This window comes from Paenibacillus jiangxiensis (assembly GCF_046098255.1).
GTDB lineage: Bacteria > Bacillota > Bacilli > Paenibacillales > Paenibacillaceae > Paenibacillus > Paenibacillus jiagnxiensis.
Genome location: NZ_JBJURI010000022.1, coordinates 110878 through 132426, shown reverse-complemented (window position 1 = coordinate 132426; position 21549 = coordinate 110878). Strand labels below are relative to the sequence as shown.

26 protein-coding genes and 1 rRNA gene are annotated in these 21549 nt (G+C 50.9%); 6 read left to right on the top strand and 21 right to left on the bottom strand.

The genetic code is table 11. From position 1 onward, the window contains the following. The 16 genes from ACI1P2_RS20575 to ACI1P2_RS20500 form a co-directional block, all read right to left on the bottom strand. A 16S ribosomal RNA gene (locus tag ACI1P2_RS20575) occupies positions 1–139 on the bottom strand; the annotation flags it as partial. Positions 140–641: 502 nt separating this feature from the next. Beyond that, positions 642–1532 (bottom strand): nucleotidyltransferase-like protein, encoded by an 891-nt coding sequence (locus tag ACI1P2_RS20570; protein WP_355322126.1) that lies wholly within the window; start codon positions 1530–1532, stop codon positions 642–644. A gap of 239 nt (positions 1533–1771) precedes the next feature. Next, a complete protein-coding gene (locus tag ACI1P2_RS20565; RefSeq protein ID WP_355322146.1) occupies positions 1772–3472 on the bottom strand; it encodes a glycosyl hydrolase family 18 protein in 1701 nt (566 codons plus the stop codon). A 122-nt stretch (positions 3473–3594) separates the two neighbouring features. Then, positions 3595–4014 (bottom strand): peroxide-responsive transcriptional repressor PerR, encoded by a 420-nt coding sequence (perR, locus tag ACI1P2_RS20560; protein WP_355322124.1) that lies wholly within the window; start codon positions 4012–4014, stop codon positions 3595–3597. A 70-nt stretch (positions 4015–4084) separates the two neighbouring features. Beyond that, a complete protein-coding gene (locus tag ACI1P2_RS20555; protein WP_408976288.1) occupies positions 4085–5416 on the bottom strand; it encodes a DUF4097 family beta strand repeat-containing protein in 1332 nt (443 codons plus the stop codon). Positions 5417–5420: 4 nt separating this feature from the next. After that, positions 5421–6011, bottom strand: a complete 591-nt coding sequence (locus ACI1P2_RS20550; RefSeq protein WP_355322120.1) for a hypothetical protein — start codon at positions 6009–6011, stop codon at positions 5421–5423. Positions 6012–6180: 169 nt separating this feature from the next. Then, complete coding sequence (locus tag ACI1P2_RS20545) at positions 6181–6894, bottom strand: MgtC/SapB family protein (protein ID WP_355322118.1); 714 nt, start codon at positions 6892–6894, stop codon at positions 6181–6183. 65 nt (positions 6895–6959) lie between these two features. After that, positions 6960–7433 (bottom strand): GNAT family N-acetyltransferase, encoded by a 474-nt coding sequence (locus ACI1P2_RS20540; protein WP_355322116.1) that lies wholly within the window; start codon positions 7431–7433, stop codon positions 6960–6962. A gap of 86 nt (positions 7434–7519) precedes the next feature. Then, complete coding sequence (gatB, locus tag ACI1P2_RS20535; RefSeq protein WP_355322114.1) at positions 7520–8962, bottom strand: Asp-tRNA(Asn)/Glu-tRNA(Gln) amidotransferase subunit GatB; 1443 nt, start codon at positions 8960–8962, stop codon at positions 7520–7522. Between the two features lie 26 nt (positions 8963–8988). Then, the gene (gene gatA, locus ACI1P2_RS20530) at positions 8989–10446 is read right to left on the bottom strand and encodes an Asp-tRNA(Asn)/Glu-tRNA(Gln) amidotransferase subunit GatA (RefSeq protein WP_355322112.1); all 1458 of its coding nucleotides are present in this window, start codon (positions 10444–10446) and stop codon (positions 8989–8991) included. Between the two features lie 27 nt (positions 10447–10473). Continuing rightward, a complete protein-coding gene (gene gatC, locus ACI1P2_RS20525; protein WP_355322110.1) occupies positions 10474–10761 on the bottom strand; it encodes an Asp-tRNA(Asn)/Glu-tRNA(Gln) amidotransferase subunit GatC in 288 nt (95 codons plus the stop codon). Between the two features lie 275 nt (positions 10762–11036). Further along, positions 11037–11414, bottom strand: coding sequence for an ATPase (locus ACI1P2_RS20520; protein WP_355322108.1), 378 nt, complete (start codon positions 11412–11414; stop codon positions 11037–11039). A gap of 109 nt (positions 11415–11523) precedes the next feature. Further along, positions 11524–11721 carry a hypothetical protein gene (locus ACI1P2_RS20515; RefSeq protein ID WP_355322106.1) on the bottom strand — a complete coding sequence of 66 codons (198 nt, stop codon included), beginning with the start codon at positions 11719–11721 and terminating at the stop codon, positions 11524–11526. Positions 11722–11939: 218 nt separating this feature from the next. Then, a complete protein-coding gene (locus tag ACI1P2_RS20510; RefSeq protein ID WP_355322104.1) occupies positions 11940–12566 on the bottom strand; it encodes an MBL fold metallo-hydrolase in 627 nt (208 codons plus the stop codon). 3 nt (positions 12567–12569) lie between these two features. Further along, a complete protein-coding gene (locus ACI1P2_RS20505; RefSeq protein WP_355322102.1) occupies positions 12570–13139 on the bottom strand; it encodes a thioredoxin family protein in 570 nt (189 codons plus the stop codon). Between the two features lies 1 nt (position 13140). Then, entirely contained in the window at positions 13141–13755 is a 615-nt protein-coding gene (locus ACI1P2_RS20500) for a DedA family protein (RefSeq protein WP_355322100.1), read from the bottom strand. Positions 13756–13915: 160 nt separating this feature from the next. Here ACI1P2_RS20500 and ACI1P2_RS20495 point away from each other — a divergent pair, with 160 nt between their 5' ends. Continuing rightward, entirely contained in the window at positions 13916–14239 is a 324-nt protein-coding gene (locus tag ACI1P2_RS20495) for a dehydrogenase (RefSeq protein ID WP_355322098.1), read from the top strand. A gap of 50 nt (positions 14240–14289) precedes the next feature. Here ACI1P2_RS20495 and ACI1P2_RS20490 read toward each other — a convergent pair whose 3' ends face one another. The 4 genes from ACI1P2_RS20490 to yyaC all read right to left on the bottom strand — a co-directional run bounded on the left by ACI1P2_RS20490 (position 14290) and on the right by yyaC (position 17547). Beyond that, positions 14290–15444 carry a class I SAM-dependent methyltransferase gene (locus tag ACI1P2_RS20490; protein ID WP_355322144.1) on the bottom strand — a complete coding sequence of 385 codons (1155 nt, stop codon included), beginning with the start codon at positions 15442–15444 and terminating at the stop codon, positions 14290–14292. A gap of 63 nt (positions 15445–15507) precedes the next feature. Further along, positions 15508–16191 (bottom strand): DUF6483 family protein, encoded by a 684-nt coding sequence (locus tag ACI1P2_RS20485; protein WP_355322096.1) that lies wholly within the window; start codon positions 16189–16191, stop codon positions 15508–15510. Positions 16192–16213: 22 nt separating this feature from the next. Beyond that, positions 16214–17008 (bottom strand): alpha/beta fold hydrolase, encoded by a 795-nt coding sequence (locus ACI1P2_RS20480; RefSeq protein WP_355322094.1) that lies wholly within the window; start codon positions 17006–17008, stop codon positions 16214–16216. 2 nt (positions 17009–17010) lie between these two features. Then, positions 17011–17547, bottom strand: coding sequence for a spore protease YyaC (gene yyaC, locus ACI1P2_RS20475; RefSeq protein WP_355322142.1), 537 nt, complete (start codon positions 17545–17547; stop codon positions 17011–17013). 189 nt (positions 17548–17736) lie between these two features. Here yyaC and ACI1P2_RS20470 point away from each other — a divergent pair, with 189 nt between their 5' ends. The 5 genes from ACI1P2_RS20470 (at position 17737) to ACI1P2_RS20450 (ending at position 20230) form a co-directional block, all read left to right on the top strand. Then, positions 17737–17961, top strand: coding sequence for a DUF1128 domain-containing protein (locus ACI1P2_RS20470; protein WP_355322092.1), 225 nt, complete (start codon positions 17737–17739; stop codon positions 17959–17961). 406 nt (positions 17962–18367) lie between these two features. Further along, positions 18368–19057, top strand: coding sequence for a phosphatase PAP2 family protein (locus tag ACI1P2_RS20465; protein WP_355322090.1), 690 nt, complete (start codon positions 18368–18370; stop codon positions 19055–19057). A gap of 113 nt (positions 19058–19170) precedes the next feature. Next, positions 19171–19428, top strand: a complete 258-nt coding sequence (locus ACI1P2_RS20460; RefSeq protein WP_355322140.1) for a GlsB/YeaQ/YmgE family stress response membrane protein — start codon at positions 19171–19173, stop codon at positions 19426–19428. 50 nt (positions 19429–19478) lie between these two features. Beyond that, entirely contained in the window at positions 19479–19877 is a 399-nt protein-coding gene (locus ACI1P2_RS20455) for a YtxH domain-containing protein (protein WP_355322088.1), read from the top strand. A 5-nt stretch (positions 19878–19882) separates the two neighbouring features. Next, positions 19883–20230: a DUF5665 domain-containing protein gene (locus tag ACI1P2_RS20450; protein ID WP_355322086.1), complete on the top strand. Its 348-nt coding sequence runs from the start codon at positions 19883–19885 to the stop codon at positions 20228–20230. Between the two features lie 318 nt (positions 20231–20548). On the opposite strand, the gene ACI1P2_RS20445 is transcribed toward ACI1P2_RS20450, so the two are convergent. After that, on the bottom strand, positions 20549–21523 hold the full coding sequence (locus ACI1P2_RS20445) for a magnesium transporter CorA family protein (protein ID WP_408976287.1): 975 nt from the start codon (positions 21521–21523) through the stop codon (positions 20549–20551). Between the last annotated feature and the right edge of the window lie 26 nt (positions 21524–21549).

Below are 21549 nucleotides of genomic sequence, written 5' to 3'. Positions count from 1 at the left end.
AGGGCAGGTTGCCTACGTGTTACTCACCCGTCCGCCGCTAACTCTCAGAGGAGCAAGCTCCTCATCAAGTCCGCTCGACTTGCATGTATTAGGCACGCCGCCAGCGTTCGTCCTGAGCCAGGATCAAACTCTCCAATAAAGATGTTACGAAGTAACATCGACCTCACCGGATTTGGGTTCCACTCGACTGAGTGAATCAAATTCGGTGAGCACTATCGAAAGAGCGATTAAGCTCATTTGAATCTGACGAGATATCATATCTCAATGTTCGCTCCGCCATTTATTCTGTCATAGACACGAACCAAATGGCTTCGCGATTCGGTTTTACGATGTAAAACCTACTCACTCGTTGTTCAGTTTTCAAAGATCAAACACTTATTTTTCGTCATCACCGCATCTCAGCGGCGACTTTTATAATGTATCATATCCTCATGCATTACGTCAACAACTTTTTTAATCATTTTTTGAAAAACGTTAGTTGTTAAATATTATAATCCATGCTGCGCAAAGGCGAATATTAATTTAGCATGTATTTTGCCGAGGAGTCAACATTTTATTTTGCACCTCTCCTCAACCCGCAATTCCTTTTAAATAAAACAAAAGAGAGCAGCTCAACACAGCCGCTCTCTCCCATCATTTAATCAATTAGCCGTATAACACAACTCTTTCCCGCATTCATTGGAAAAATTCCTCCGTACCGTGGTTTCTTTAATATAAGAACGGTAAACCAGCTTACGCAGAACCAGGGGAAGCTCATATTGAACATGTTTCAGTTCCGGATGATTGAGCAGCTCATGAATGGACCATGGTTCGCTGCGGCTTCGGAGTATTTTGAACAACAAAGCGGAACAATCCGCCATCTTCGACATGACCGAAAATTCACAGGCCAACAAAACAAGTTCAACCCGCTGCTCTACCGTTTCCGTGCTTATGGTCAGCTCTTCATACAGCTTGTAGACCGATTTGTCCATCGAGCGGACCTGACTCAGCACATTTTGGGATGGCATGGCGCCGCGTTCGATTACCTCGATACTCGCCCAATGATGAAGTGCGTTAAGGACACTGTGATAAGCATCGAGCACAGAGCCTTCCTTTAGATACCTTTTGGCATTTACATAATCTTTAAGAAAAAGGGCAAACTCGTGAAAAAGCTTCTGCTCACGCATTTGACCGTCAAATTCCCTGATTTCCTGACGCAGGAGCTGAATCTTGTTGCCGGATTCCCAAATAATATCTCCCTCCAGCAGGTAAAATACCAGATCGCACTGTTCTCCGGCGATCAGCCAATGCCATAGATGCGATAAAGCAACGTGGAGTATCTGACAACGCATTTCTCCGAGCTTCACATGCTTGAGGGGCCTCTCTGGTGTCTCAGATTCACAAACGACTAATATAAATGCTTCAAAATCATGAATTACGGACCCCAAAAATTGATTCCCTGATTTATGATATGCTATGGCACCGATGGCATCTTTCTCTAACAAATCAACGGACAGCAAGTCTAAACTAGTTAACTGCACGTCACCCTCCATAACAATGAAGCAGGCATACCGCTATATAAAAGTTTTATTAAGATTATAGAATTTCTAAGTTTTCAGCGGAGCTGAACAATTCTATAATCGCAAGAAAAACTTCCGCTACACGCGGTCTGGCTTCTTTGAATGTACGTCGATAGACGTTTTTCTTATTAATATTTCTACACACTCACCCCAGTTCCTTCTTAACCAGGCAGACTTAATCACAAACTGGAATATGCAGCGCTGCATATTTTTCACTTTGCATTATACGTTTTCAGCACGTCCCAAGCATCATCACTGGCAAAACTTCGATTCCAAACCCCAATGCCCCCCAATTGAAGGGATTGAGCTAGCTTCACTCTGGCCTTTAATGAGCTCTTATCTTCCAACCAGATTTTTTTGAGCACACCGTTCTCTTTGTATTCCACATAGTGCTGTTGTTCTTTCTCCAAAAATTCAGGCTTAAGCTTCTGTTCTTTCACAATTTCAGCAGCGCTCTCCATTCCGATGGCTTTGGAGCTGACTTTAGTCTCCCCGTCCTTCTTCTCCTCGGACCAAACCCGTGTATAAAGCGGAATACCCAGCACCAATTTTTCAGGCGGAACGCCATCTTCATCAATGATCCGTCTAACCGAGGCCTCAGTCCATGGAAGGGAAGCCACCGATCCAGCTTCTGGGCTTGATGCCCAATGCTCATCATACGCCATGACCATCATATAATCCGTGATTTTCCCTAAAGAAGCACGGTCCAGGAATACGGACCACAGCTCACTGTCGGATTTTGGGGTTACATCTATCGACAAAATCAGATCATTTGCCCGTGCCAGCGGCTTCAGTTCTCTCATGAATTGGGTGACATTGGCTCCATCCTTGGTATATACATTTTCAAAATCGATATTGATGCCATCGAGGTCATACTGCTTCGCTAAAGCGATGGTCTTTTTAATAATTCCCATACGCCGTTCATAAGTGGATAAAGCGCCGGAAGTGAGATCCGGATCGAAGCCGTTGCTAAGCAGTCCCCATACCTCCATACCGCGATGATGTGCCCACAGCACATATTTCGGATCGGCTTTATCTTCGATCTCTCCCTCTGCGCTTGCGATGCTGAACCAGGTCGGACTCACCACATTGACCCCCGGAAGCTGACCAATGCCCGCCGGGTCAGGATTTCGTGAATATACCGCTTCCCAAGCCAGGTTTACGGCTTTGCCTTGCCACTTCTTCTCCGAAACGGACAGGCTCTCTCCCTGAGTCTTCACCTTCCTTGTTCCGTCAAGGGTAATATGATCCGATTGCACATACCCTGTATAACCGGTATCCAATTGAGCGTAGTACCAGCCGTTCTCCCGCTCCCATAACTGCACTCCCGCCCCTTGAGTCATATCCTCCACGATAGGGGCATAGTTGGAAGGCCCTGTTCGCAGAGCAACATTTGAGCTTCGTCCCTCCACCTTCACTTTGCCAAGATCGACGCTTTCACCAGCCCTCATTAGCATGACCGCTCCAGTTGTGGTATTCTCCTGTATTTCAGTGCCGTAAATCTCCTCGATCGAATCATATGGCACGTAGATCTCATTATTGATTTCGGTGACTGCCCTGCCGGGCGTATATGCCTCTCCGTTCAGCTCTCCCTTATCCTCCGACAGATAAAGAACCTGCTGGCGGGTCGCCATAATGACCGATTCCGAGCTTTCTTCATAACGCGCTGAATCATCAATATATTCTTCTATAAACGAAAGCGGCAGCATGAGACCCTCTGCAGTGCCCTCCGCCGTGTAATCCGTTATTTTTCCTTCTACAAAAATAGGCTTGTCCGAACCCCAATCCGGTTTTTCGTGGAGCGGATTCCCCCACCATAATACCGCCGCTGTGCAAGCTCCTGCTGCAATCAACAGTAAACCAACAATTCCTTTACGCCCCCGCCGCCGTCCATGTCTATCCTTCCGTTTCATTCTGGACAAAAATAATCCCCCATCTGATCTCAGTGTCGCATTTAAGCAGTGAAAACAAAAAACGTGCGAAAATTCATTCAAACACGAATTTCCACACGTTTCATTTTAAGGGAAGCTGGTGTCTACCTGCAAGATTTGCACAGCCCATGCAGCTCCAGCCTGTGTCCATGGACTTCAAAGCCCGTTTCCTCGGCCGCAAACTTCTCTACATCCAGCAGGGAGGGATAGCTGAAATCCTCAATCTTGCCGCATTTCTCACAAACAATATGATAATGGTCCGATATATTGGCATCATAACGACTGGAGTTGTCTCCATACGTCAATTCATGAACCATACCTGCTTCAAGGAAGACCTTCAGATTGTTATATACTGTTGCAACGCTCATGCTTGGAAACTGAGGCTCCAACGCGCGGTAAATTTCATCAGCTGTAGGGTGCCCCATGGATTCCATTAAATAATTCAATATCGCATGGCGCTGGGGCGTTATGCGTACACCGGTATTTTTCAATTGTTGCAACGCATGCTCGACACGTGCTGCCATCATGCCCACCGCCTTAATTTGTTCCTGATCCTAGTGCTAAAGACATTGTAAAGTGAACCCAAGATTTTTGTCAACGCAGCGTTCCTGCATCCTCCGGCGTCTCAAGTGAGGGAATAGACTCCGGTTGTGCCATCTCCGAGGAGTGTACCGTAAGGTCGCTGTTGCCCTCCACGAGCAAGCTGTACTGTCCATCGCCGACCTGTCCGGACACCTTCTTCCCATCCACTTCAAAGGGGGCATCGGCATAGATATCGCCGTAGCTGCTTGAGCCCTCCAGCCTGAAGCTTCCGAGAACAGGCAGACGAAGTGTGATATCCCCTACGGCGCTGTACACACTCCAGTTGCCGCCAACTCTGTTGGACTGCACCACGATTCCTCCGTTCAAAGAGCTGGCATCCACATTCCACGATGCGCCGTTGATGCCGATATTACCATTTTTGGTATCAGTCTTAATATCCCCTTCTGTTCTGGCAACCTGGATGTCGCCGACCAGCGTGTTCATCGTGGTTGAGCCCGAAATATCTCCCGCAAACATATTGCCGCCGTTGGTACTCATTTCTATATTACCCGTAACCCCATGGACATTAACCGTCCCGTTTAACGTCGATCCCCGTATATTTCCTATCACGCGGTTCACCGTAAGGCTGCCGTTGCCGCTCTGCAAGGATATGGAATGGATCGCATCTACTCCGGTTAGCGTAATGTCCCCGTTAGATGTCCGAATATCCATATCGAAACGGCGGTCCTCCGGCAGTACGATCTCCATATTCATCAGCGGTTGCCTTTTGCCGGATGCCCCGTAACCTTGCGCCGACGTCCAGATCCGAATCGTATTGCCGTTGGAGGCTTGTAGCGAAGAGGCTTCAGCAATCGCCTTGGCTTCCTCCGCAGTCACTTGATCAATCCACATCGTTGTGTGAACCTCCACATCCTGAACTGCTGCTCTGCGTACAGTAATATCCCCATTGACCCCTTCGACCAGCAGCTCTGACGTCTGCATTCTGACTGGCACAAGCATACTGCCTTTATCAATACGGTCACCCTTCTCCTCACTGAAGTCCATGGACGCGGCAGTCAGATTAAGGCTGACCCTATTCCATAAATACATGTAATGATCCTGCTGGGTTACTATAAAGACTGAAGCACACAGGAGCACCGATATCATTAGGCCTTTTAGATCGAGTCTGAAAAACCGTTTCCCTTTAAAAGCATCTGATCTGCGTACAGTTCGCCAGCAAAAAAGAAAATATTCCAGCCCCAGGCCCACGAAGAGCAATGGCCACCATGTCAGCAATTCCATCATATAGTCAGTGCCCTGCACCAGGTCTGCACATAACAGAATACCCACGGATAGAAGAAGGAGGGAGGCGGTGTACCGGCCTACTCTGATTTTACGCTGCATAGAATTATGTCCCTCCTTTCCGGGAGGACCTGCCTCTCCGGAGGGATACACCAAGCTCGCGAACAAACATAATCACACCAATGGTAACCAGTAAAAAGGCCAACAGATACAATCCGTAGTCTGCGAAAAAATACTCCAGCCAGCGCGGCCTCATCCGGAAAAGAATCATCAAGGCTCCGCCCGCCACCAACAGCAAAGAAAACAAAATCCCCGTTTCCCACGCCTCGTAGCGGCTTCGCTCTTGTCCAGCCTGGCTATGAATCGTAATGCGTCGAGGCTTGCGTTTATGAAAAATAATATAATCTGCGGATTGAAGCGCATCATAGACATTATAGAAATAAAGAACAGGAATGAACATACCCAATAGAACAAGCAGCGGCACATTGATCCGCATCACTGCCGAGGATACGTACAGCATAGCTGAAAGATCCAAGAGCAGCAGCACAATAAAAGTCACGCCTCTCATAAACAGACCCATAAAAAGATGACCTGCACCCGGAAGCAAGGCAGCCAGCACGACAGCAGCAAGCTTCCGCAAGCGCGGTCGCAGCTTGCCCGTCCGCCGTGTGTGATTCCGTGAAATTTCAGGATTCATAGCTACCTCCTAGCTTCTTACTTGTCATATCAGGAAGCTGATTCTACGAATTTTATACTTTCTGATACTTTAAAATAGTACCCTATTCCGTTCTGCGAGTAACTGGCAAAAATCTGGGACAAGCAAAAAAGACCCCGCTTCTGCGGGACCCAAAGGGATAACAGTTCTTCTACTCTACGGTTACGGCAGAAATATCCTCCCATTGCCGCAGTGCAACCGAAATGCGGAGAGGATCAAATCCGGGCCGGGCCAATACTTCCAGTGAAACCTCCACATTCCGCCCTTCTGGATGAAATTCATGAAAGGGGATGTTGTCATGCTCTTTAATGGACACTTTTTTTACCTGGATCTGCTCCTGATCGAGAAACGAGGATACCTGGTCCAGCAGCCCGGGCGATGACAAGCCGTACAGCGTGATGAGATGAACCTTTTGCCCTCTCAAATAACGCTGTTCCAGCTTATTAAATGTCCATAAATTAATCAGTACCAATATCGTGGACGCCACAGAGGCAAAATAAAAGCCCGCCCCGGTGCCAAGTCCGATGGCTGCCACCACCCAAATGGAAGCGGCGGTCGTCAAGCCTGTTATGCTTTTCCCTGTAAACAGGATGGTACCTGCCCCAAGAAAGCCTACGCCTGTGATCACAGCCGTGGCCAGACGGGCCGGATCGATCCGCACATTCGGTTCCTTCAAAAAATCAGCAAAACCGTATATGGACAGCATCATGATCAAGGAAGATCCCAGACAGACCAAAATATGCGTTCGCAAGCCTGCCGCGTGATTGGACCGCTCCCGTTCGAAGCCGATCAGCCCTCCGAGCAGCATCGCAACCAGCAGCCGCAGCATAATATGCGTATTATCGATCAACCATGGATTTCCCAACTCCGGTTCCTCCTCTACCTGTTGTGTAGTATTGTGACGGAATCGGAATTTCACAAAGCTTCCGTTCAGACATGTAAATTCATATTATTCAGATGGAACGTCTTTAATTCCACACCTGGGGCAATTTGCTGCACTGCTACAGGACGAAACCCGTATTTCTGATACAGGGAAACCGCAGGAGTGTTCAAGGTGCCTGTGGAGACAATAAACAATGGAACATCCCGATGCAACTCAAGTACACGCTCAATCAGCGACCCGGCAATTCCTTTCCGGAAATGCGCAGGATGAACCATCATTCTGGAGATGGTGAGCGAGTTGGGCTGCTCCGTCTCCGTTGCGATGGCGCCGATAATATCCCCATCCTCATTGACAGCTCCGTAAAATTGTTCGCCACAGGCGCGAAGGGTGTCCATCGTGTCCATGAGCGGTGGTATTTTATCGAATCCGATTTTCTCTGCTTCCAGACGATAAGCAACATGCTGAAGCCGCCACAGCTGCTCAAGCGTATCATCGTCCTGCAGGGATAAAGCTCGAATCATGAGTATTCCTCCTTGCCGGGGTTATGACAACACAGTCTATACACAAAACGGGCTTGTCTCCATGACAAGCCCGTCCTTATGATGGATCAACGGTTCAGCACTTCAGCAAGCAGCTTGTTGACAAGCCCGGGATTCGCTTTCCCCTTGCTTTCTTTCATGACCTGGCCGACAAAGAAGCCGATCGCTTTTTGTTTGCCAGCCTTGTAGTCCTCCACGGACTGCGGGTTGTTGGCAACGACTTGCTCGACTATGGCCATAATAGCGCCTTCGTCACTGATCTGAACCAGGCCTTTCTCTTCCACAATCTGCTGCGGAAGCTTACCGGTATCCAGCATTTCCTTGAAGACTGTTTTGGCAATCTTGCTGCTGATCGTTCCTTTTTCAAGCAAACCGATCATCTCACCCAGTCCCTGTCCGGTCAGCTTTACATCAGACAGCTCCGCATTCATGCTATTCAGATAGCCAAGCAGGTCCCCCATGATCCAGTTGGAAACAGCTTTAGCATCCTTTGTATACTGCAAACTGTTCTCGAACAGCTCCGCCAACGCCTTGGAGGAGGTGATGACAGCCGCATCGTATTCAGGGAGCCCGTATTCCGAGGTATAGCGGGCTTTGCGCTGATCCGGAAGCTCAGGGATGGAGGCGCGAACCCGCTCCTTCCATTCCGCATCGATATGAAGCGAAACAAGGTCAGGATCCGGGAAGTAACGATAATCATGCGATTCTTCCTTGCCGCGCATGGCAATCGTCTTGCCCTGCGCCTCGTCCCAGCGACGGGTCTCCTGAACGACAGAACCACCCTCTTCAAGGATCTGCTCCTGCCTGAACTGCTCATACTCCAGCCCGCGCTGAACGCCGCGGAAGGAGTTCATGTTCTTGAGTTCCGCCCGTGTGCCTAGCTTCTCCTGTCCATATGGACGAAGGCTGATGTTGGCATCGCAGCGCAGGGAGCCTTCTTCCATTTTCACATCGGATACTTCACAGTACTGCATAATGGAGCGCAGCTTCTCCAGATAGGCACGCGCCTCTTCAGGCGACGAAATATCCGGTTCAGACACAATTTCGACCAGCGGTGTGCCAACACGGTTAAAGTCAACCAGCGACGCGAATCCGCCGTCGACATGCGTAAGCTTGCCCGCATCCTCTTCCAGATGCAGTCGGGTGATGCCGATGCGCTTGGTTGTGCCATTCACTTCAATATCGATCCAGCCGTTCTCGCCGATCGGCTGATCATACTGCGAGATCTGATAGGCTTTCGGCGAATCCGGATAGAAGTAGTTTTTACGGTCGAATTTGCTCACGTCGCCAACCGTACAGTTCAAGGCCATAGCCGCTTTCATCGCATATTCCACAGCCTGCCGGTTCAGGACCGGCAGCACTCCCGGATGGCCCAGACAGATCGGACAGGTATGGGAATTCGGCGGAGCTCCGAACTCTGTCGAGCATCCGCAGAAAATTTTCGATTGGGTATGAAGCTCCACATGGACCTCCAGTCCGATGACGGTTTCATACTTGGATGTTGTAGACATATCGGGATAACCTCCTTTTCTCCGGATTACAGCTGCGGCCGCTGTTTGTAAAATTCCGTATTCTGTTCAAATGCATGCGCCACCCGCAGCACCTGCGCCTCGTCAAAAGGCTTGCCGATAATTTGCAGGCCGACAGGCAGCCCTTCCGCAAAGCCGCAAGGAATACTGATGGCAGGCACACCGGCCAGACTCACCGGAATGGTCAAAATATCGTTCAGGTACATGGTTAACGGATCGTCTACCTGTGCACCCAGCTTAAAGGCCGTAGTTGGCGCGGTAGGTCCGATAATCACGTCATACTTCTCAAACACCTGGTCAAAATCCCGCTTGATCAGCGTGCGCACCTTCTGTGCTTTTAAATAATACGCGTCATAATAACCGGAACTGAGCGCGTAGGTGCCAAGCATAATTCTCCGTTTCACTTCCGGCCCGAAGCCCTGTGTTCTGGATTGATGATACAGGTCGAGCAGATTGGCGGGGTTGTCCGCCCGCACGCCATAACGAACTCCGTCGAAGCGGGCCAGGTTGGAGGATGCCTCCGAGGAAGCAAGCAGATAATAGGTTGCCACGGCATACTCCGTATGAGGCAGCGACACCTCTTCCCACACTGCTCCCATGCCTTCAAGCGTCTTCAACGCTTCAAGCACTCTCTCTTTCACCTGAGGATCCACGCCTTCACCCAGATACTCCTTCGGCACGGCAATTCGCAGACCTTTCACATCCCCCGTGAGGTTGGAAAGATAATCCGGCACGTCGACCTTGGCGGACGTGGAATCCATGGCGTCGTATCCTGCGATCGCCTGCAGCACATACGCCGAATCCTCGACATTTTTCGTAATCGGGCCGATCTGGTCGAGGGAGGATGCGAAGGCGACAAGGCCAAAGCGCGACACAAGCCCGTAAGTAGGCTTAAGACCGACTACGCCGCAGTAAGAAGCCGGCTGCCGGATGGAACCGCCGGTATCCGAGCCCAGCGTAAAATAAGCTTCACCTGCGGCAACAGCAGCAGCGGAGCCTCCGCTTGATCCGCCAGGAACCCGATCCAGATCCCATGGATTACGGGTTGGGTAAAAGCTTGAGTTCTCGTTGGAGCCGCCCATGGCAAACTCGTCCATATTCATTTTGCCCAGGGTTACGGCGTCCGCAGCATTAAGCTTCTTCACTACAGTGGCATCATACACAGGATTAAAGTTGCTCAAAAACTGGCTGGCACAGGTTGTACGCAGCCCTTCCGTCACGATATTGTCCTTAATGCCGGCCGGAAGGCCAAACAGCAGGCCTCGTTCCCCTCTGGAAGCGAGACGGTCGTCCAGACGGCGGGCAGCCGCCCGTGCACCTTCCTCATCAATCGTAAGAAAAGCCTTCACTTTCTCCTCGCGGGCTTCAATATTTTTCACAGCCTCATCAACCAGATCCGTGACTGAAACGTCCTTGCTGTTCAGCCTGTTATGTAATTCCGGCAGCGTGTTATCAAACAAACTCAACTCAAACGTCCTCCTTTCGCCTTAGGGCTATTCCAGTATCGCAGGAACCTTAAACTGTCCGTCTTCCTCTTCAGGAGCGTTGCGCATCACCTGCTCCAGGCTAAGGCTCTGGCGCACCTCGTCTTCCCGCATGACGTTGCTTACATGCAGCACATGAGTCGTCGGCTCCACATCGTCCGTATCAAGTTCATTCAGCTTCTCCGCATAATGCAGAATCGCATTTAATTGCTCGGTCATGAGCTCCTCTTCCGCAGAGGTCAGGTTCAATCGCGACAGCTTGGCCACGTGGCGTACGTTTTCCAAAGAAATGTTCATGCCGTGTTTGCCTCCTTTGTGTATGTAAAGCGCTAAATTCAGGAATTATGCTTAACCCGCTGGGCAGCCCTGTCCGCTTAGTCATGAAATAGAGGGAGAGGTCCTCCGTCTCCGTGCTTTAAAATAACGTTTTAATTATAGGTTAGAACGTTTTACAATTCAATGTCGCGGGAGAAAAGTGTTGATTCGGCTTCAGCCTGTCCGTCCCGCAAATATTAAAAGGGCTGCCGGGTCTAACCCGGCAGCCTCAGAACCGGCCAAAGCCGGCGGTTAAATTAAATCCATGCGCGTAAATTAACCTGCTTGATAAAATCCGATTGTGATAATGATTCCGCTGCGGTTTCTTCTTCCTTATTGTCCATTTCACCGTTCATAATACTGTGGAACAATCGCTCATTGTGAGTAGCAAGGGCGAAATCGATCAACGCTTCGCGTTCGACCCTTTCAGCTTCCTGCTTCAGCATATGTGTCTCGAGTTCCACGTCTCCGGCTGGAACAAAGAAATTCCGGTTGACCTTCGGCACACGGATAAGATAATCGAAAGCATTATCCGGATTCCGGTCATAGGCGATAATATAACCGTGTTCTCCCACAGGAAGATTCTGCTCAAAGGCATCCGCGACGATCATTATTTTCTCCCCTAAACGATACATCGTCTACCTCCTGGCTGTCTTAGTTATCTGTTTAGTCTACTAAAAAACAATCGAAATGTCTATGAGCAAATTCAATTGATTCCAAGTGAATTTGTGGCCCTTCCTTATATTAACGTCTATACCGGTGCGACATCAGCTTGCGATGCCAACGCTGCCCACTCCAGCCTCCACGCTGTTTAACATGCTTCCAGCCCGCCGGGATTTCTGTCTTACACTGCTCCATGCTGCGCTCTGCAGTGACAATCTGCGGATACGGACATATTGCATTTCTTATTTCCTCCGCGATAAGCGGAACTTGCCGTTCCAATAGCTCCCCCTCCAAAAAAACAAAAAGAATGCTTGGCTACAAAATGTTACCCCGAAAAAAAGACAAAAAAAGAACGCAAACCGGGATTGATTCCACAGTCTGCGTGCTTCGCGGATTGTTATGTAACTTCTAAACGTTATATTAACAAACCGTACAGCTCTTGTCTAGAAGGTTTTTGAAAAAAACGGCGGGTTTTGACGAATATTTTGTCTTCCCTGTCAGCGGATATACGGATTGTTTATTTTTTCATAACCAATCGTTGTTTTGGGTCCATGTCCCGGATACACTGTCACTTCGTCATCCAGCTGATACAACCGGTGCACCGAATCAATAAGATCCCTTTCCCTGCCGCCAGGCAGGTCGGTGCGTCCTACGCCCATCCGAAACAGCACATCGCCGCCGAACAGATCCTTGCCACAGTGAAAGCTTACACTGCCCGGGGAGTGCCCGGGTGTATGGTATACCTTAAACTGATGGCCAATCAACTCCAGAATCTGCCCCTCACCGAGATCATACTCGGCCGGGGCAGCTGTAACCGGCTGTGAGATTTGCGGCCACATGAGAGAACCGTTCAGCTTGGGCGAAGTCATCCACTCCTGCTCAAGCGGATGCAGATACACCGGACAGCCTGCGGCCCGGCGTACCACATCGACTCCTGCCATATGATCGAAATGCGCATGCGTAAGCAAAATCGCTTCAATGGTCAAACTTTCGATTGCTCTGACCAGGGAGCCAGGATTCATCCCCGGGTCGATAATAATGCCGCGGCCTGTATCCTTGTCCTGCACAAGATAAGCGTTCGTCTGCAGGGGACCGAGATTGAATGAACGGATAGTTAATGCCATGGCTTACAGCCCCGAGATGAGCTCGCGCAACTCTTTCACAATGACGCCGTGAATCTCGGTTCCTTCCCCGTATCTGGCACGAATCTCCGCGCGGGCAGCGTCCAGCTTATCCTGGTAGTCCGGCGCTTCGCGGTCGGGATTTTCTTTTTTGAACTGAACCATAACCTCCTGAACATGCGCAGGACGGGGTCCCCAGTGGCCAAGCACATGCCCCCCGGTATCCGCAAAAATAACGATAGGGATGGAACGGCTGCCCATGGTCAGGAAATCGTTCATCAGCGCATCATGATTTTCAAGGATGAGCACCCCTGTCGGTATTCCTGCACTCTCCATGGCACGGAACACCACGGGCACACAGCGCACCACATCCCCGCACCAATCGGCAGCGAGAATCAGGACGCGCAGATCATCGCGGTGATTCAGACTTGCAAAATACTCGCCGTCGCTTTCATCCTTCCACGCAAACCGGTCATACCAGGAGCGGAATGCCTCCTTATTCTTTTCCATGCTGTCCATGAATTGCTCGGGCGTGAGCCCTTTGCCGAAATATTGGGAAACATTGCTGCGGGCCATATTACACACTTCCTTTCTTGTTTTTGGAGATGATCCATTTGATAAGAAAATATGCAGCCAACAGAACAACCGCAGCCACCAATATAGGGGTTATGTAAGGGGCTGCCTTTTCATCGATATGCTCCCATTGGTTGCCGAGAAGCATTCCTAAATAAATAAACAATATACTCCATGGAATAACAGCCAGGGTGGTCAAAATGATAAAACGCCATATATTCATGCGCGTTATTCCCGCCGGAATGGAGATGGCATGTCTGACCACAGGAATGAAGCGGGCTGTGAAAATAACGCCTGTGCCGTATTTGTTAAACCAGGCTTCCGCATGATCGATATGCTTTTTGCTGATCAATATGTACTTCCCGTACTTCTCAAGCACAGGGCGCCCGCCGTACCGTCCGATCCAATAAATAAACAGCTGTGCCAATACGCCGCCAACGGTTGCAAAGAAGAGCGCCGGTAAAAAACTGACCTGCTGACTATAGACCAGAAACCCTCCGTAAGCCAGCACGATTTCACTGGGGATAACCTCCACCATCAGGCCCAGCGCGATTCCGAAGTAGCCCAGATTTCGAATCCACTCGAATAGTTGAGAAATGATATTTGAAATGATATCCATGGTTTCTCCGCTCCCTTTATGTTCTCGTCCCCGGTTTATTCTATCACAGCGGAAGAACGGACTGCCACCAGCCCCCAGTCCTGCTTCCTGAAGCATGCTGCCGGGTAGCCGTCCCTGGCCTGCCCGCATATCATACAATGTCCTGAAAGGAGGATGCCCATTGCCTGCCAACCATACGCCAAAGCACGCGCAGGGACAATCCGCTCTGCCGACGGCACGCGGGATACGCCGGGCCTGCAGCAAGGAGCTGTACCGTACCTGCAAACGCCTCAAAACATACATTCCCCCTGAGTTGTTGCGAAAGGGAGAAGAGCTGTACTGCCGCAAGGTGGCCGAGAATCTGATCTGGATCACGGAAAACAGCAGCAACCGGAAGCTGCTCTGTAATTGGTGGGACGAAGAGGTCGCATCCGAGCTTGCCGAACTGTGGCAGGTGGAAAAATCCGCATTATGCGCCGCATTCCGCAGTTCCTTTGGGGGATAAGATCCGGGAAGACAAAGAGAGCGGAGCCATTTAACGGCCCCGCTCTTGCATTATTGGACTCGCGATGTTCCGGCCCCTCCCGGAAGCAGATCGGCGCACGCCCGCTCCAGATAAGGATCGGCATGCAGAAAATCACGGAACGCCGTGTATTCGTTCCACAGCTTAGGGATATCTTCCTGCTGTCCTTTGACGGCCCGGATCAGGAGATTTTTGGGCGTATGCTCCAGGTCAATAAATTCCAACAGTTGTGTACGGTAACCGAGGATGTCCAGCAGCTTGGCCCGGATTCCATCCGTAGCCAGGGCCGAGAAGCGCTCCTTCAATATTCCGTGCGACAGCATGGGCTCCATCACTTCATTGGAAATTTGATTGAAAAGCTCATGCTGGCAGCATGGCACGGACAGAATGACCGAAGCATCCCAGCGGACGGCCTTTTCGAGCGCTGCATCCGTTGCCGTGTCGCAGGCATGCAGCGTTACGACCATATCAACCTGGTCCAGCTCGTTATAGTCCGCAATATCCCCGACCAGAAATTTCAGATTGCGGTACTGCAGCTTGCCTGCCAGTAGATTGCAGGTTTCGATCACATCCGCTTTCAGATCGAGACCCACTACGTTCAGAGGCCTGCACTGCTGCACCGCCAAATAATGATACAGCGCAAACGTCAGATATGATTTGCCGCAGCCGAAATCGACAATCGTCAGCGGCCGTCCAGTCGGCAGATGAGGCAGCACATCCTGAACCATTTCGAGGAAACGGTTGATCTGCTTGAATTTATCGTATTTGCGGGCCAGCACCTTGCCTTCATCATTCATAATGCCCAGCTCAACCAGAAACGGGACAGGCTCCCCCTCCTCCAGCACATAGTGCTTTTTGCGGTTATGGGACAGGTTGGCTGCAGGCTTGGAGGGAGATTTGGTTAGAATCGAAACCTTGAACTTTTTGCTGATTAACACCTGGTAATCCGCCTCAGCCGTGCACAGCAGGCCCTGACGGAACGTTTCTTCGAACAGGGCGGTCATGCGTTCGGCCGCTTCGGGCGGTGTCAAATTTTCGTGAGTTACCTTGTTGCTGTATACATAAGCGAACTGATAGAACAGCTTCTTCTTCAGTTCCACCGGTTTGATTTGCACCTTGGTGAAGGAGGCCTGCTCCTTCTTGCGCAGCTGGCTGAGCGTTGCCGTGATCAGCGAGCCCTCCTCCATCACCTGGTTAACAAGATTACGCAGAGATTCCAAAACAATAACCCGCTTTCTGCCTCATTAGGCCTATTCTAGCTGCAGCAGCTCTTCCTTTCCCTGCTCCGCTTCCGTGCGGGAAAGGCCGCCGCGTTCCAATTCATCATCCGGCCGCTGCAGAAGACGGTCATAGAAAGCGACCGCTTCATGAAGCAGCGGCTTCTGTTTGACGCCAAGATCAAACCATATTTCATCCGCCTGGGCGTACATGCCTTCACGCTCAAAATAAGCCGCGAGCAGCTGGTCCAGCTCCAGAGGTAAAAGATATTCCCTCACCTGCTCATGGACAGCCGCGATCCGTTCAGGCAGCTGCAGCGGCTCCCTGGAGGCGCCATTCAAAGCACTGTATACATATAAATGAAGAGCCTTCATCAGCAGCTGTAGCCCCTGATCCGGCTCTCCCATGTCCTGTCTGGTCCTTCCTGCTTCCTCCAGCAGACGGGACGCCTGCTGCAGCTTGTCCACTTCTACCGTGCCGCCCATACGAAATAGATCAATGATCTGTTCGGGGGGCAGCGACTCCAGCAGCGGGAGCGACAGCCTGAATCTTTTTTTCAGCAGTTCGTCTAGCCTGGCGAGCGCTTCTGTATGGCGGTTCTGCTGCCGCAAGCCGAAGGCCGCGCCCACCGCCTCCGTCATTTCTTCCATCATGCGGAGTAAATAATCTCTTCTGAACACGACCCAATCCCGTCCTTTCACACCCGGCAGCTTCATACCCTATTTTTCTTATTGTAGATTAATCCGCGGCAAAAGCCAAAAACCCCTTGATAACCTCGGCCAGTTCCTGTGGCGCCTCCATCATGCTCATATGCCCCGCCCCGCTGATGATGCTCTGTCGAATATTCGGCTTATTCGCAGTAAAGGTACGCGCGGCAGGGACCACCTGATCGTGCTCTCCGGCTACAAGAAGCACCGGCAGAGGTGTAGCTGTCAGCACATCCCGACGGTCGGGACGTTCACGCATGGCCAGGGCAGCTCCGGCAGCTCCTTGCGGAGGAGTCGCATAACCGATCTCCTTAGCCTTGTTCACCTTGTCTGCCATAGTCTCAAGATGCTGCGAGGCAAACAGCCCCGACACCATGCCGTCAACAAAAGCCGTAATACCTTCTGTTTCGATCGTGGATACGGCTTTGAGGCGCTTTTCTTTGCCTTCCTCTGTATCTTCGTGCGCCGTGGAATGGATCAGCCCAAAGGCGTTAAACCGTTCCGGATGCCGCTGCACAGCGGACAGTGCAACATAGCCGCCCATGGAATGGCCGAACAGCGAAGCTTGGGGAATATCAAGCTCCTTAAGCAGGTTAAGGACATCATCCGCCATTTCTTCCATGGAATAGGCCCCTTTGGGCGCATCCGACTGTCCATGCCCGCGCAAATCCGGCACGATGCAGCGGTAATGAGGGGACAGAAGCGGTATCACGTCGTCCCAGTAAGCCGAGCTGCCGCAAAATCCGTGCAGCAGTACAATGACGTTGTCGCCTTTTCCCTCATCCGCGTAATATATGGTCGTTCCTTCACACACCTGTTTATTCATGACTATCGCCCTCTTTCCAGTTCATTTTCCCGGCAGTCAGCCTGTTGGGATAGCCCAAAACCGGCGGCTGCCGCATCCGCGATACAAGCGGCCATGGTCATCACCTGATGCAGTGATGTCGTCTGCAGGGTCCAGTAAGGCTTGGGCCCCATAATGTTAACCAAACCTGCAACGCTGTAATGGCCAATCAGCGGAAGCTGAAGCCCCATGGATCGTGCTGGCGCAAGCGGGGCCTCTGCAGCGAGGAACAGCCCGACCGATCCCGGCTGGCCCAGGCAGGCATCAATGGCTATAATCCGCTGTTCCGCAGGAATACGACGGATCTCGTCTTCCAGCGTTACCGCATCACACGGAGCAGCAAGTGTGCCGATCACGTGCGGAAAGCCCTTCTTCTTCAACAACGTGCCGGTCAGCGGCCCGAGCGCATCCCCCGTAGACCTGTCTGTTCCGATGCAGACAAAGGTCACCTCAGCTGCAGCAAACCGCTCATGGATAACGCGAAAAAAAGCCGCAAGCTCGCTGCCCGGCACCCGTTTCATGACGGACGGACCCGTTCTTCCGCCATCCGGCGTTTCCCTCAACACCTTTTATATCCACCTCATCCCGTCCTGGTATTTGATTTGATTCTAACGCATACCCGGCGGTTGAGGCAAAATAATTGGTGGCCTCTCCGCAAAACATGATACAATACTTCCAACCACCCCTTGTGAAAGGATGAATGAATACCGATGGATTTATCGCAGAGATCCCAGGCCAACGTCGAATATATGATCGAAGCCATCAAGAATAAGCTGCGCATGGCAAGCGGCGCAGCTATGCAATCCTCCGCTTTCTCCGTGGAGCAGTATGAAGATCTTCATGACATTTATGAAATGGTGATGAACAAGCCCAATCTCAGTATTTCAGAGGTTGAAGCGGTTGTTTCCGAGCTTGGACGGCTGCGCAGCTCCTAAATCATCACACCTGAAGCAGCTAAAGTAACCGCAGATTATGGGCCCGGGCCCATAATCTGCGGTTTTTTGTGCAGCCCCCTGCGGTACGACGTATGCCCGGCTGCGAATTGCTTTTATCATTCAAGCCAACTCCCGATCCTTGCATAGCTTACTGTGGTTTGCGGTAGCTCTTTGGCTTTTACTATAATAAAAACGTCTATCGACGTATATTCACAGAAGACAAACCACGTTTAGCAGTAGTTTTTCTTGCAATTCCAGGAGGCTTATACCAAGAAGTTTATGCTTTACTGGAATCTTAATAAAGCCTGCCGTATTACAATTCTCTTACCCGGACTGTATAGTCTTTAAACAAAGAATGGCTGACGGCGGGCTTAACGAACGAAAGACAGGAGGCTGCCAGCAAAAAATGAATTTTCAGTGTACCCATTTTTACCGCTATCTTCGCCGCATTGCCCTTGCAGTGCTCATCATACCTTCTCTCCTTTGGATGCTTGTGCTCCTCGCCAGAATGATCGGAACAGAGCCGCTGCTCCGGCTGGATGTATGGCTGCAGTCCTTGATATTTCCCGTCTCCGGTGACGTCCTTCACCACCTTCTCCCGGCAGCCCTTTTTATTACGACGCTCGGTTCCTTCTGGGTTACCCTGCTGGCAGCGCTTACTTCTGCCTTATGGTTCTGGCTCGGAAGAAAACACAATATCACGGCGTTTTCCGTTCTGGTCAGCTTTACAGCCATGTGGTGCCTGAACACCCTGGTCAAGCTAATGCTTCAGCGCGACCGGCCAGGCCTGCAGCATCTGACCGAAGCGGGAGGCTACAGTTTTCCCAGCGGACATGCTATGGTCGCCATGGGCTTTTACGGGACGCTCTTTGCAATTTGGGCCATGCACAGCCGCGATCACGGCCGCTCCATTTCTTTTCCTCTCGTTGCAGGAGCTTTATTGATATTGCTGATCGGCCTGAGCCGTATCTATCTTGGCGTTCATTATCCGAGCGACGTGGCGGGAGGATATATTGCAGGAGCCCTCTGGCTGTGGTTCACAATGCCTCCCCTGTATGCATGGATTCGGGACAGCCGCGCCCCGGGAAAACGGTAGGTTTGGCCGCATCATGCTACCCCGACTCCTGTTTCAGTCAGCAGCACTGAGTTTAATACGAAGGTAAGCGAAGCATAATCATATGAGCTCTCACAAGAAGGGAGGCGTTTACCATTTGGGGCATCATTATCAGTATCGTGATGGCCGTAATTATCGGATGGATCGGCAATGCCGTGGCAGGCAATGAAATGCCGGGCGGATGGATCGGTGCGATGGTCGCGGGGTTCATCGGAGCCTGGTTGGGTACGCTGTTATTCGGTAATTGGGGTCCGGTGATCGGCGGCTTCGCAGTCGTCCCGGCCATTATTGGAACAGCTGTCTTCGTCTTCCTGCTCGGCATGCTGTCCAGATTGCTCAAACGGGCAAGTTAAACGGATATAGGCTGCTGCCTAAGGACAAATCTTGAAGAGGAGTGATTGGGATGAATAAAACGGAAACTCAGTATCCGGGACAAAGCGGTTCAACTTTTGCCAAAGGAATGTTTATTGGCGGTCTTCTGGGAGCGGCTGCTGCGCTGCTGTTCGCACCGAAGCCCGGACGCGAGCTGCGCAGCGATCTGTCCGACAAGGTGACGTCGGTAACAGACAAAACCAAAGACTACGCTGCAGCAGTAGGCGCCAAGACGAAGGACGTCGCTTCCGTGGTGGGCGCCAAGGCAACGGATTTGGCCAAAACCGTAACCGCAAAAACATCCGATGTAGCCAATACCGTCGCCGAGAGCAAAGACAATATAGCAACAGCCGCAAAACAGGCTTCCGAAGAAGTGAGGGAAGAAGCTGCAAAAGCGGATAAAGACATAATGCAAACTGCGCGGGGATAGCATTCATGAGCAAAGTCAGTGGAGAGCGTATGCCGGCCTATGAGGTGGACGAGCACCCCTTTGAACTGCGCCATGAGGTCAAAAAGCTCAACACCCGGCTGGATCAATTGGCAGATGCCCTGGAAAAGTCCCAGTTTCGCGATATCATCGAGAACTACTCCAACCCGAAAAAGCGCATTATCAGCAATTTGACGGCAGGCATCGCGAGAGGACTGGGCTTGTCCCTTGGTACCATTTTGATTATCGCTTTGTTGGGCTGGCTGCTGTCCTTTCTGGTGCAGCTCAATCTTCCCGGCATTGGCAACTTCCTGGCCGAGCTGCTGAAGTATGTGGAAGCAGCCAGACACAGTTAAATGATATACAGGGAGTCCTCATCAACTTCTTTGATGAGGTTCTCCTTTTCTTTTTACCAGCCTTAAAAGGCTGAGCAGGGGAACTTGCTCTACTTCGGCCTTTTGCAAGAGCAAGAACATAAGAAGCCTTTTGCATGACCTAAAAGCGCATCTTTTGTTGGCTTGTGGGTAGGGGTATGCACGCAGCAGCGGAGAGGACGAAGCAATTCCGGAAAAGCGCAGCGTTCGCCTTTGGCCCGAAGGGTCAACAGCGATTGTAGGAATGCTTCGTTCTCGGAGCGTCTCACAACATCAAACAGAGCACCCAGGTTAACACATCTATATGTTCCTCTCTTTTTTGCCTGCCCGCAGCAGGTCCCCTGTGAAGCCTTTCTTCCTCATCCAGATGTACATGCCAACCATGCTGATCAGCGTCGCTATCATCACCACCGTGAAGCCCCAGGGTGTCTTGATCCAGGGCAGATTTTCAAAATTCATGCCCCATATTGCTCCCACCACTGTTGCAGGGGTAAAGACAGCCGTTACAATGGTCAGTGTCTTCGTGATTTCATTGCCCCGGAAGCCCGAGATGGCGTTATCAATAGATATGAGTGTGTCAATCTCCCGCTCATAGTGCTCGAATAAACGCTGCATGCGTTCAACCCGGTAAAGCATCCGCTGAAAGAACGGATTATCGTCCAGAGCATTGAGATACGCTTCACGCGACGCCGAAATCAGCTCCTGAAATGGTACAAACATATTGCTCCAATATAGCAGTTCAAAGCGGGAATCCAGTATTTTGTCCATCAGCGTTCTGGCGTTGTTCTTCTTCATGCTCTCTTCCAGCGGCCGCAGGTTAAGCTCAAAATGATCCATACCATTCTGAAAATAATGCAGCAAAATTCGTACCAGGACAAAAAGTCCGTCCGCCCCGTTCTCGCCCTCGTCCAGCATGCGAAATCTATCCTCCGAGCTCATGAACATTCTGGTCCTCTGATCCAGGTTGAGTGTCACCAGCCGTCTGCCATGGACAAAAAAGTGAAACATTCTGGCATTACGGTTGCTGGTGAGACTTTCTTTCACTGAATAATGCAGCGTTCCAAAGAGCAGCGGGTCACTGCCGTCCAGATAGTGAACAGACAAGTAGTTGGACTCCACTTCTTTAATCACTTTCAGCCATGCCCTCGTCTCGGGCATCTCTTCTTCCAGCTCAGCCAGGATCGGGCTTGACCATCCATCGCTTTCAATGTCCCACCATTCCCATGTTCCTTGATTGAATTTATGTTTATGTTGCTCTAGAACACGCTTGCTCAAAACTTCCACTCCATCCTCTTTAATCA

What these genes read in the sequence shown, in the direction of transcription:
- ACI1P2_RS20570 (WP_355322126.1), bottom strand. Translation starts at nt 1,532, where the DNA reads ATGGAGGGTGACGTGCAGTTAACTAGTTTAGACTTGCTGTCCGTTGAT.
- ACI1P2_RS20565 (WP_355322146.1), bottom strand. Translation starts at nt 3,472, where the DNA reads ATGAAACGGAAGGATAGACATGGACGGCGGCGGGGGCGTAAAGGAATT.
- perR (WP_355322124.1), bottom strand. Translation starts at nt 4,014, where the DNA reads ATGGCAGCACGTGTCGAGCATGCGTTGCAACAATTGAAAAATACCGGT.
- ACI1P2_RS20555 (WP_408976288.1), bottom strand. Translation starts at nt 5,416, where the DNA reads ATGCAGCGTAAAATCAGAGTAGGCCGGTACACCGCCTCCCTCCTTCTT.
- ACI1P2_RS20550 (WP_355322120.1), bottom strand. Translation starts at nt 6,011, where the DNA reads ATGAATCCTGAAATTTCACGGAATCACACACGGCGGACGGGCAAGCTG.
- ACI1P2_RS20540 (WP_355322116.1), bottom strand. Translation starts at nt 7,433, where the DNA reads ATGATTCGAGCTTTATCCCTGCAGGACGATGATACGCTTGAGCAGCTG.
- gatB (WP_355322114.1), bottom strand. Translation starts at nt 8,962, where the DNA reads ATGTCTACAACATCCAAGTATGAAACCGTCATCGGACTGGAGGTCCAT.
- gatC (WP_355322110.1), bottom strand. Translation starts at nt 10,761, where the DNA reads ATGAACATTTCTTTGGAAAACGTACGCCACGTGGCCAAGCTGTCGCGA.
- ACI1P2_RS20520 (WP_355322108.1), bottom strand. Translation starts at nt 11,414, where the DNA reads ATGTATCGTTTAGGGGAGAAAATAATGATCGTCGCGGATGCCTTTGAG.
- ACI1P2_RS20510 (WP_355322104.1), bottom strand. Translation starts at nt 12,566, where the DNA reads ATGGCATTAACTATCCGTTCATTCAATCTCGGTCCCCTGCAGACGAAC.
- ACI1P2_RS20505 (WP_355322102.1), bottom strand. Translation starts at nt 13,139, where the DNA reads ATGGCCCGCAGCAATGTTTCCCAATATTTCGGCAAAGGGCTCACGCCC.
- ACI1P2_RS20500 (WP_355322100.1), bottom strand. Translation starts at nt 13,755, where the DNA reads ATGGATATCATTTCAAATATCATTTCTCAACTATTCGAGTGGATTCGA.
- ACI1P2_RS20490 (WP_355322144.1), bottom strand. Translation starts at nt 15,444, where the DNA reads ATGGAGGAGGGCTCGCTGATCACGGCAACGCTCAGCCAGCTGCGCAAG.
- ACI1P2_RS20485 (WP_355322096.1), bottom strand. Translation starts at nt 16,191, where the DNA reads ATGAAGCTGCCGGGTGTGAAAGGACGGGATTGGGTCGTGTTCAGAAGA.
- ACI1P2_RS20480 (WP_355322094.1), bottom strand. Translation starts at nt 17,008, where the DNA reads ATGAATAAACAGGTGTGTGAAGGAACGACCATATATTACGCGGATGAG.
- yyaC (WP_355322142.1), bottom strand. Translation starts at nt 17,547, where the DNA reads ATGAAACGGGTGCCGGGCAGCGAGCTTGCGGCTTTTTTTCGCGTTATC.
- ACI1P2_RS20470 (WP_355322092.1), top strand. Translation starts at nt 17,737, where the DNA reads ATGGATTTATCGCAGAGATCCCAGGCCAACGTCGAATATATGATCGAA.
- ACI1P2_RS20465 (WP_355322090.1), top strand. Translation starts at nt 18,368, where the DNA reads ATGAATTTTCAGTGTACCCATTTTTACCGCTATCTTCGCCGCATTGCC.
- ACI1P2_RS20455 (WP_355322088.1), top strand. Translation starts at nt 19,479, where the DNA reads ATGAATAAAACGGAAACTCAGTATCCGGGACAAAGCGGTTCAACTTTT.
- ACI1P2_RS20450 (WP_355322086.1), top strand. Translation starts at nt 19,883, where the DNA reads ATGAGCAAAGTCAGTGGAGAGCGTATGCCGGCCTATGAGGTGGACGAG.